Consider the following 6,450-nt stretch of genomic DNA (forward strand, 5'->3'; position numbering starts at 1 on the left):
TGTTGCAGGGGCTTCGCGCGGACGGGGCCGCTACCGCTCGCCCCTGCGATAGGGCTGCATCAGCGCTTGTGGCACACGCGCTTTGCGGGCCATCAGCACAAGCGCCAAGATCGACAGGATATAGGGCAGCATCAGGAATATCTGGTACGGCACGCCATCGACCGCGGTTTGCAGCCGCAATTGAAACGCATCGAAAAACGCGAACAACAGTGCCCCCAGCAGCGCCCGACCGGGCCGCCATAGCGCAAAGACGACAAGCGCGATGCAAATCCAGCCCCTTCCCTGAACCATTGTCGGGAAAAACGAATTAAAGGCGGCCAAGGTCAGGAACGCCCCGCCCAGCCCCATCAAGGCCGACCCGGCCATGATCGTGCCGATGCGCAACAAGATCGGGTCAATGCCTTGCGCATCTACCGCATGGGGGTTCTCGCCAGTCATGCGGATCGCAAGGCCGAGTGGCGTGCGATACAGAACCCAGGCGATCAGGGCCACAAGCAGGATTGCCAGATAGGTGGGCGCGGTCTGGTTGAACAGCACCGGGCCGAGGAACGGGATCTCTGACAGGCCGGGTATCGCGACGGGGCGGAAAGGTTCAATCGTCGGCGGAGAGGTCGATGTCGGGATGGCCAGCCGGAACACGTAGTAGGAAAAGCTGGACGCGAAAAGCGTGATGCCAAGGCCGGTGACATGTTGACTCAGGCCCAACGGCACGGTCATGAGCGCGTGCAGCAGCCCGAACATGGCCCCGAAGACCGCGGCTGCCGCCAGCCCCGCCCACAGATCGCCCCCGGAATAGACCGTCAGCCAGCCGATCATGGCCCCGAAGGTCATGATCCCTTCGATGCCAAGGTTCAGCACCCCCACGCGTTCGCACAGCAACACCCCCAGCGTGCCAAGGATAAAGGGTGTGGCGATCCGGAACATCGCTTCCCACATGCCGACAGAGGCAAGGATATCCACGATCACATTCATCGCCGCACCCGGTATTGTGTCAGGAAAAGTGCCACCAGCATGGTCAGCAGGGACAGGGCCACGGTCACATCGGCAATGTAGGACGGAATGCCAAGGGCGCGGCTCATCGAATCCGCGCCGACGAACATGACCGCCGAGAACAGCGCCGCCCCGATAACCCCGATCGGGTTCAGGTTGGCCAGCATCGCGATGACGATACCGGAATAGCCGTAATTGGGCGACAGGTCGGTCGTGACATAGCCTTTCACGCCCATCACCTCTATCGCGCCGGCGAGGCCCGCAAGCCCGCCCGACAGGCAAGCGACCAACGCCAGCGTGCGCCCCAGCGGCACGCCCGCAAAAGCCGCTGCGCGAGCGTTCAGGCCCGTGGCGCGCGCCTGCATCCCGAACACGGTGCGCGACTGCACCCACCAGACTGCGACCGCCAGCCCCAGCGCGATCAAAAGCCCCGCGTGCAGGCGAGAGCGTTCTATCAACTGCGGCAGAACGGCCGCGTCCGGCACCGGCACAGATTGCGGCCAGCCAAAGGCCAAGGGGTCACGCAGAGCGCCTTCGATCATCAGGGACACGAACAGGACGGTGACGAAGTTCAACAAAAGCGTCGTCACCACCTCGTCGACCCCGAAGCGCAGTTTCAGCGCCGCCGGCACCAAAAGCAGCGTTGCCCCAGCCAAGGCCCCCACAACCAGGCAGGCCAGGATCACCACCGGGGCCGGGGCACCGGCCAATCCGGGCACAAGCCCGAAAGCCGTGACCGCCAGCGCCCCCATGTAGAATTGCCCCTCGCCGCCGATATTCCAGAGCTTCGCGCGAAACGCGACCGCCGCTGCCAGCCCGGTCAGGATCAGAGGGGTCGCGCGTGTCAGGGTTTCGGTGACCCCCAAGCGCGAGCCAAACGCGCCTTGCAGGATCAACCCGTAGGCTTCCAGCACGTTGGCCCCGGCAATGGCGATCAGAACGCCCGCGATGACCAGCGCAGCTAGAATTGCCCCAACGGGCGCAAGAATGGTCAGCGCCGCAGAGGCGTTTTCGCGGCGTTCAAAGCGCATCGGCGGCCTCTGCCTCTTGTTCGATCTTGCGGGCCGCGTCCCAGTCGCCCGCCATCATCAGGCCCAAAAGCTGCGCATTGGCCCGCGCGGCGGGAATGGCGGGCGACAACCGCCCCCCTGCAATGGCGCGGATACGGTCCGAGAGCGCGATCACTTCGTCCAGGTCTTCCGAGATCAGCAACACCCCTGCCCCACGGTCGCGCGCCTCTATCAGGCGGCGGTGCACACCCGCGATCGCGCCTTCGTCCAAGCCACGGCTGGGCTGTGCCGCGATCAGGATAGAGGGGCCGGCTTCCAGCACGCGGCCCAAGATCAGTTTCTGCATGTTGCCGCCGGACAAAAGCCTGACACGGCTGTTCACGCGCGCACCGCGCACATCGTAGTCTTTCAGCAACCGCTCTGTTGCCGCGCGCGCGGCCCCACGCCGGATGATCCCGTGCCGCGCGTAGTCAGGCGACCACAAACGTTCGAGGATGACGTTTTCCCAGGTTTCCATATCGCCCAACACACCTTCGGCATGGCGATCTTCCGGGATGCGGCCGATCCCGGCAGCAATGGCATGTGGCACGTCATGGCGCGGCAAGCTTGCGCCCTTGATCCGCAGCGCGCCTTGGTCGGGCGGATAAAGCCCCGATACAAGGCCCGCAAGCGTAGTCTGCCCATTGCCCGACACGCCAATAATGCCCAGCGTTTCGCCCGCGCGCAGGCGGAAACTGACCCCGTTCAGCGGCGCGCCCCCGCGCCCGGACAGGTGCAGATCATCCGCTTCCAACAACACCGCACCGGGGCGCGCGGGCGGGCGCTTGGGCCGCTCTACCTTGTGGCCAACCATCAGTTCGGCCAGTTCTTCCTTGCTGGTGTCACGCGTCGCGCGTTCCGCCACAATACGCCCGCCCCGCAGCACAACGACACGGTCAGAGGCCGCCATCACCTCGTTCAGCTTGTGAGAGATGAAGATGATCGACAACCCTTTCGCGGCCATGTCGCGCAGCGTGGCAAATAACTGCTCGGCCTGCTGGGTGGTCAGCACGGCGGTCGGCTCATCCAGGATCAGAACGCTGGCTTCGTTGTAAAGCGCCTTCAAGATCTCGACCCGCTGGCATTCGCCCACCGAGAGATCGGCGATGCGCGCATCAGGGTCCACGGGCAGACCGAAGCGGTCGGCTAGCTTGGCCAAACGGTCGCGTGCCGCCGCCCGATCCGAGCGTAGCCGCCAAAGCGGTTCAGTCCCGGTCATGACATTTTCCAGCACCGTCAGGTTGCCGGCCAAGGCAAAATGCTGGTGCACCATGCCTACGCCCGCCTTGATGGCGGCACGCGATTTGCCGGGCGGCAAGGTCTGGCCATGCACGCGCACGGTGCCCGCATCGGCGGTATAATGGCCAAACAGGATGGACATCAGCGTCGTCTTGCCCGCGCCGTTCTCGCCCAGTAGGGCCACGATCTCGCCGCGCTCCAGATGCAGCGAGATGTCGTCATTCGCTAGCGTCGCGCCGAAGCGTTTGGTGATGCCGTCCAGTTCCAGAACGCGCGTCATCCCCGCCCCCCGAAAGGGACGGGTCGTGGCGCAATCTGCCGCATCAGGCAGGCTCGTCGAAATTGCGCGGAACTTCGAACTCGCCCGCCTTGATGGCGGCGCGGACTTCTTCCATTTCAGCCACGGCTTCTGCCGGGACCATGCTGGAAACGAAAGATATGTCGTTCCCGCCATCCTTCATCAGGCTAAGCGGCGTGTAGTTTTTGCCGACCGGGTTGCCCGCGACCGCATCGGCCAGCGCCGCGTTCACCAAGGGACGGAAGGACCAGAGTGCATTTGCAAAGACGGTTTCGGGATAACGCGGCGTGTAGTCGATCAGCGATCCGATCGCCGGGATGCCCCGTTCCTGTGCCGCGTCCGCCGTGCCGATGCGCTCGCCGAACAGAATATCGGCCCCGGCATCAATCTGGGCAAGCCCTGCTTCGCGCGCCTTGGGCGGATCAAAGAAGGTGCCGATAAAGCTGACCAAATGCTGCGCGTCTGGATTGGTGCGCTTCACCCCGTCTGCAAACCCGTTGATCAGCATGTTCACTTCCGGGATCGGGATGGCCCCGACAGAGCCAACGATCCCGGTCTGGGTCATACGGCCCGCCAGCATCCCGGCCAGATAGGCCGCTTCCCAGTTCCATGTGCCGAACACGCCGAAATTGTCGCCCGACGCCTCGCCCGACGATCCCATCAGAAACGCCGTATCCGGGTAATCCGCGGCCACCTGACGCGCCTCGCGCTCGACCGCATAAGACTCGCCCACGATCAGCACATTACCGGCTTCGGCGTATTCGCGCATGGCGCGCGGATAGTCGGTGCCTGATACCCCTTCGGAGAATGTGTACTCGATGACCCCTTCGGCATCGGCGGCGACCATGGCCGCGTGCAGAACGGAATTCCAAGCATTTTCGACCGGTGACGCATGAATGCCCGCCAATTTCACCGGGGCGGACTGCGCCCGCAGGATCGACGGCGCGGCAAGGGTGCTGACCCCCAAGGCAGCCCCGGTCGTCAACAGGCGGCGGCGATTCATGATGAAACGGGTCATGGCAGGGTCTCCTTGCTGGCGGTCGAATCGTGACCGTTCTGGTTATTTTTGGCCGAGTGTGGCGCTGTGTTCGTCCAAGTCTAGCAGAGCCGTCACGCACGGCCAAGAAATGCTTACTTTTCGGGCACACAGCACCCGTTTCGCCCCATATTTGGGCGCGCGGCAAGGTCAGGACAGCGCATCGGGTGCATAATCCGCCGGTGTCACGATGTCCGGGCGCCCTTCCAGCGCGAGGCGGCTGCGCTCCGGGGCGGTTTCGGCAATGACCTTGCCGCGCCGAATGACCTTCAGCCGGACAGGTCGCAGGCGGATCGCCTCTGCCGGATCACGGGCCTGAAGTAGCACCATATCGGCATGGCAACCGGGGGCCAGCCCGTAGCCGTCCAGCCCCATCACCTGTGCCGGAACCGTTGTGACCGCGTCAAACAACTTCGCCTTGTCCGCAACAGAGCCCATCTGCGTCGCGTGCACGGCCATATGCGCGACATCCAGCAAATCGCCCGACCCCATGGAATACCATGGGTCCAGCACGCAATCCTGCCCAAGTGCCACGGGGATGCCCGCGGCCAGCATTTCCGGAATACGGGTCAGGCCACGGCGTTTGGGATAGGTATCGTGACGGCCTTGCAACATCATGTTGATGAGCGGGTTCGGGATTGCAGCCATCTCGGCCTCTGCCATCAAGGGCAAAAGCTTCGAGACATAGTAGTTATCCATAGAATGCATCGACGTCAGATGCGAGCCAGCCACCCGTCCCTGCAACCCGAAGCGAACGGTTTGCGCGGCAAGGGTTTCGACATGGCGCGACATTGGGTCGTCGGTTTCGTCACAATGCATATCAACCCGCAGCCCCCGATCGGCCGCGATCCGGCATAAGGCTTCGACCGACGCGCGCCCCGCGTCCATCGTGCGCTCGAAATGCGGGATGCCGCCAACGACATCAACGCCCATATCCAAAGCGCGTAGCAAGGCACCCTCGGCGTCTGGACCGCGGTAAAACCCGTCTTGCGGAAAGGCTACGAGTTGCAGGTCAAGATAGGGCGCGACACGCGCGCGCACCTCTAGAAGCGCTTCGACTGTGACCAGCTTGGGGTCGGAGACATCCACATGGCTGCGCACCGCCAGCAACCCCTTGGACACCGCCAGATCGCAATAGCGCAAGGCGCGCTCCACCACCGCCTCGGGAGTCAGGGTCGGGCGCAATTCGCCCCATAACGCGATCCCTTCCAGAAGCGTGCCAGACAGGTTCATGCGAGGCAGACCCAGTGACAGGGTCGCATCCATGTGAAAATGCGGATCGACAAAGGGAGGAGACAGCAGATTGCCGCACGCCTCGATCACCTCTAGTGCCTCGCCAGTGATTGCGGGCGCAACCGCGATAATGCGACCATCACGCACAGCGATATCTTGATTGCGCCGACCATCGGGCAGCGATGCGCCCCGGATCAAGAGATCAAACATCATGAAAATCAGCCTCGGATTCGCTTTTCTGGCCAGTTCGCTTTTCTGGCCAGCAAACGAAAAGGCCATCGGCATCAGGTCGGTTGTCTCGTTCCGAGAGTTAACGATCTGCACGACGCTTTGGTCAAGGGTTTTCGGGGTTGGCGTCTTTGGTCTCGACTATTTCCCGGAATTTGCCTTATTCCTTGCCGAATAATGCGTTTTGATCTGAAGGCCGCTCAATGCGATACTTCGCCGCCGGTCACGGCAGGATGCCCCGCTGGTTGTCGGTGCGCCATCTACTTCTATGTATGCGATCTTTGGTTGCGGGGACAGGATTTGAACCTGTGACCTTCAGGTTATGAGCCTGACGAGCTACCTGGCTGCTCCACCCCGCGTTGGTTGTTTAGAGTTTT

The 6,450-nt window shown here is 63.1% G+C and carries 6 protein-coding genes and 1 tRNA gene; 1 reads left to right on the forward strand and 6 read right to left on the reverse strand.

From position 1 onward, the window contains the following. Positions 1–30 precede the first annotated feature (30 nt). The 5 genes from J1C52_RS02225 to J1C52_RS02245 all read right to left on the reverse strand — a co-directional run bounded on the left by J1C52_RS02225 (position 31) and on the right by J1C52_RS02245 (position 6,055). On the reverse strand, positions 31–972 hold the full coding sequence (locus tag J1C52_RS02225; RefSeq protein WP_227426275.1) for an ABC transporter permease: 942 nt from the start codon (positions 970–972) through the stop codon (positions 31–33). Then, positions 969–2,021 carry an ABC transporter permease gene (locus tag J1C52_RS02230; RefSeq protein WP_227426276.1) on the reverse strand — a complete coding sequence of 351 codons (1,053 nt, stop codon included), beginning with the start codon at positions 2,019–2,021 and terminating at the stop codon, positions 969–971. The genes J1C52_RS02225 and J1C52_RS02230 overlap by 4 nt, the downstream gene beginning before the upstream one ends. After that, positions 2,011–3,558, reverse strand: a complete 1,548-nt coding sequence (locus J1C52_RS02235; protein ID WP_227426277.1) for an ABC transporter ATP-binding protein — start codon at positions 3,556–3,558, stop codon at positions 2,011–2,013. Before J1C52_RS02235 ends, J1C52_RS02230 begins: the two co-directional genes overlap by 11 nt. Positions 3,559–3,601: 43 nt before the next feature. Continuing rightward, the gene (locus tag J1C52_RS02240) at positions 3,602–4,594 is read right to left on the reverse strand and encodes a BMP family protein (RefSeq protein WP_227426278.1); all 993 of its coding nucleotides are present in this window, start codon (positions 4,592–4,594) and stop codon (positions 3,602–3,604) included. Between the two features lie 168 nt (positions 4,595–4,762). Then, the gene (locus J1C52_RS02245; RefSeq protein WP_227426305.1) at positions 4,763–6,055 is read right to left on the reverse strand and encodes an amidohydrolase family protein; all 1,293 of its coding nucleotides are present in this window, start codon (positions 6,053–6,055) and stop codon (positions 4,763–4,765) included. Between the two features lies 1 nt (position 6,056). Here J1C52_RS02245 and J1C52_RS02250 point away from each other — a divergent pair, with 1 nt between their 5' ends. Then, positions 6,057–6,251, forward strand: a complete 195-nt coding sequence (locus tag J1C52_RS02250; RefSeq protein ID WP_227426279.1) for a hypothetical protein — start codon at positions 6,057–6,059, stop codon at positions 6,249–6,251. Positions 6,252–6,355: 104 nt separating this feature from the next. On the opposite strand, the gene J1C52_RS02255 is transcribed toward J1C52_RS02250, so the two are convergent. Beyond that, positions 6,356–6,432, reverse strand: a tRNA-Met gene (locus tag J1C52_RS02255). Positions 6,433–6,450: the final 18 nt, after the last annotated feature.

This window comes from Roseibaca sp. Y0-43, from assembly GCF_020667835.1.
Taxonomy (GTDB): domain Bacteria; phylum Pseudomonadota; class Alphaproteobacteria; order Rhodobacterales; family Rhodobacteraceae; genus Roseinatronobacter.

Bases quoted from the DNA above. Each gene is read 5' to 3' on its own strand.
- J1C52_RS02225 (WP_227426275.1), bottom strand. From the start codon at position 972: ATGAATGTGATCGTGGATATCCTTGCCTCTGTCGGCATGTGGGAAGCG.
- J1C52_RS02230 (WP_227426276.1), bottom strand. From the start codon at position 2,021: ATGCGCTTTGAACGCCGCGAAAACGCCTCTGCGGCGCTGACCATTCTT.
- J1C52_RS02235 (WP_227426277.1), bottom strand. From the start codon at position 3,558: ATGACGCGCGTTCTGGAACTGGACGGCATCACCAAACGCTTCGGCGCG.
- J1C52_RS02240 (WP_227426278.1), bottom strand. From the start codon at position 4,594: ATGACCCGTTTCATCATGAATCGCCGCCGCCTGTTGACGACCGGGGCT.
- J1C52_RS02245 (WP_227426305.1), bottom strand. From the start codon at position 6,055: ATGTTTGATCTCTTGATCCGGGGCGCATCGCTGCCCGATGGTCGGCGC.
- J1C52_RS02250 (WP_227426279.1), top strand. From the start codon at position 6,057: ATGAAAATCAGCCTCGGATTCGCTTTTCTGGCCAGTTCGCTTTTCTGG.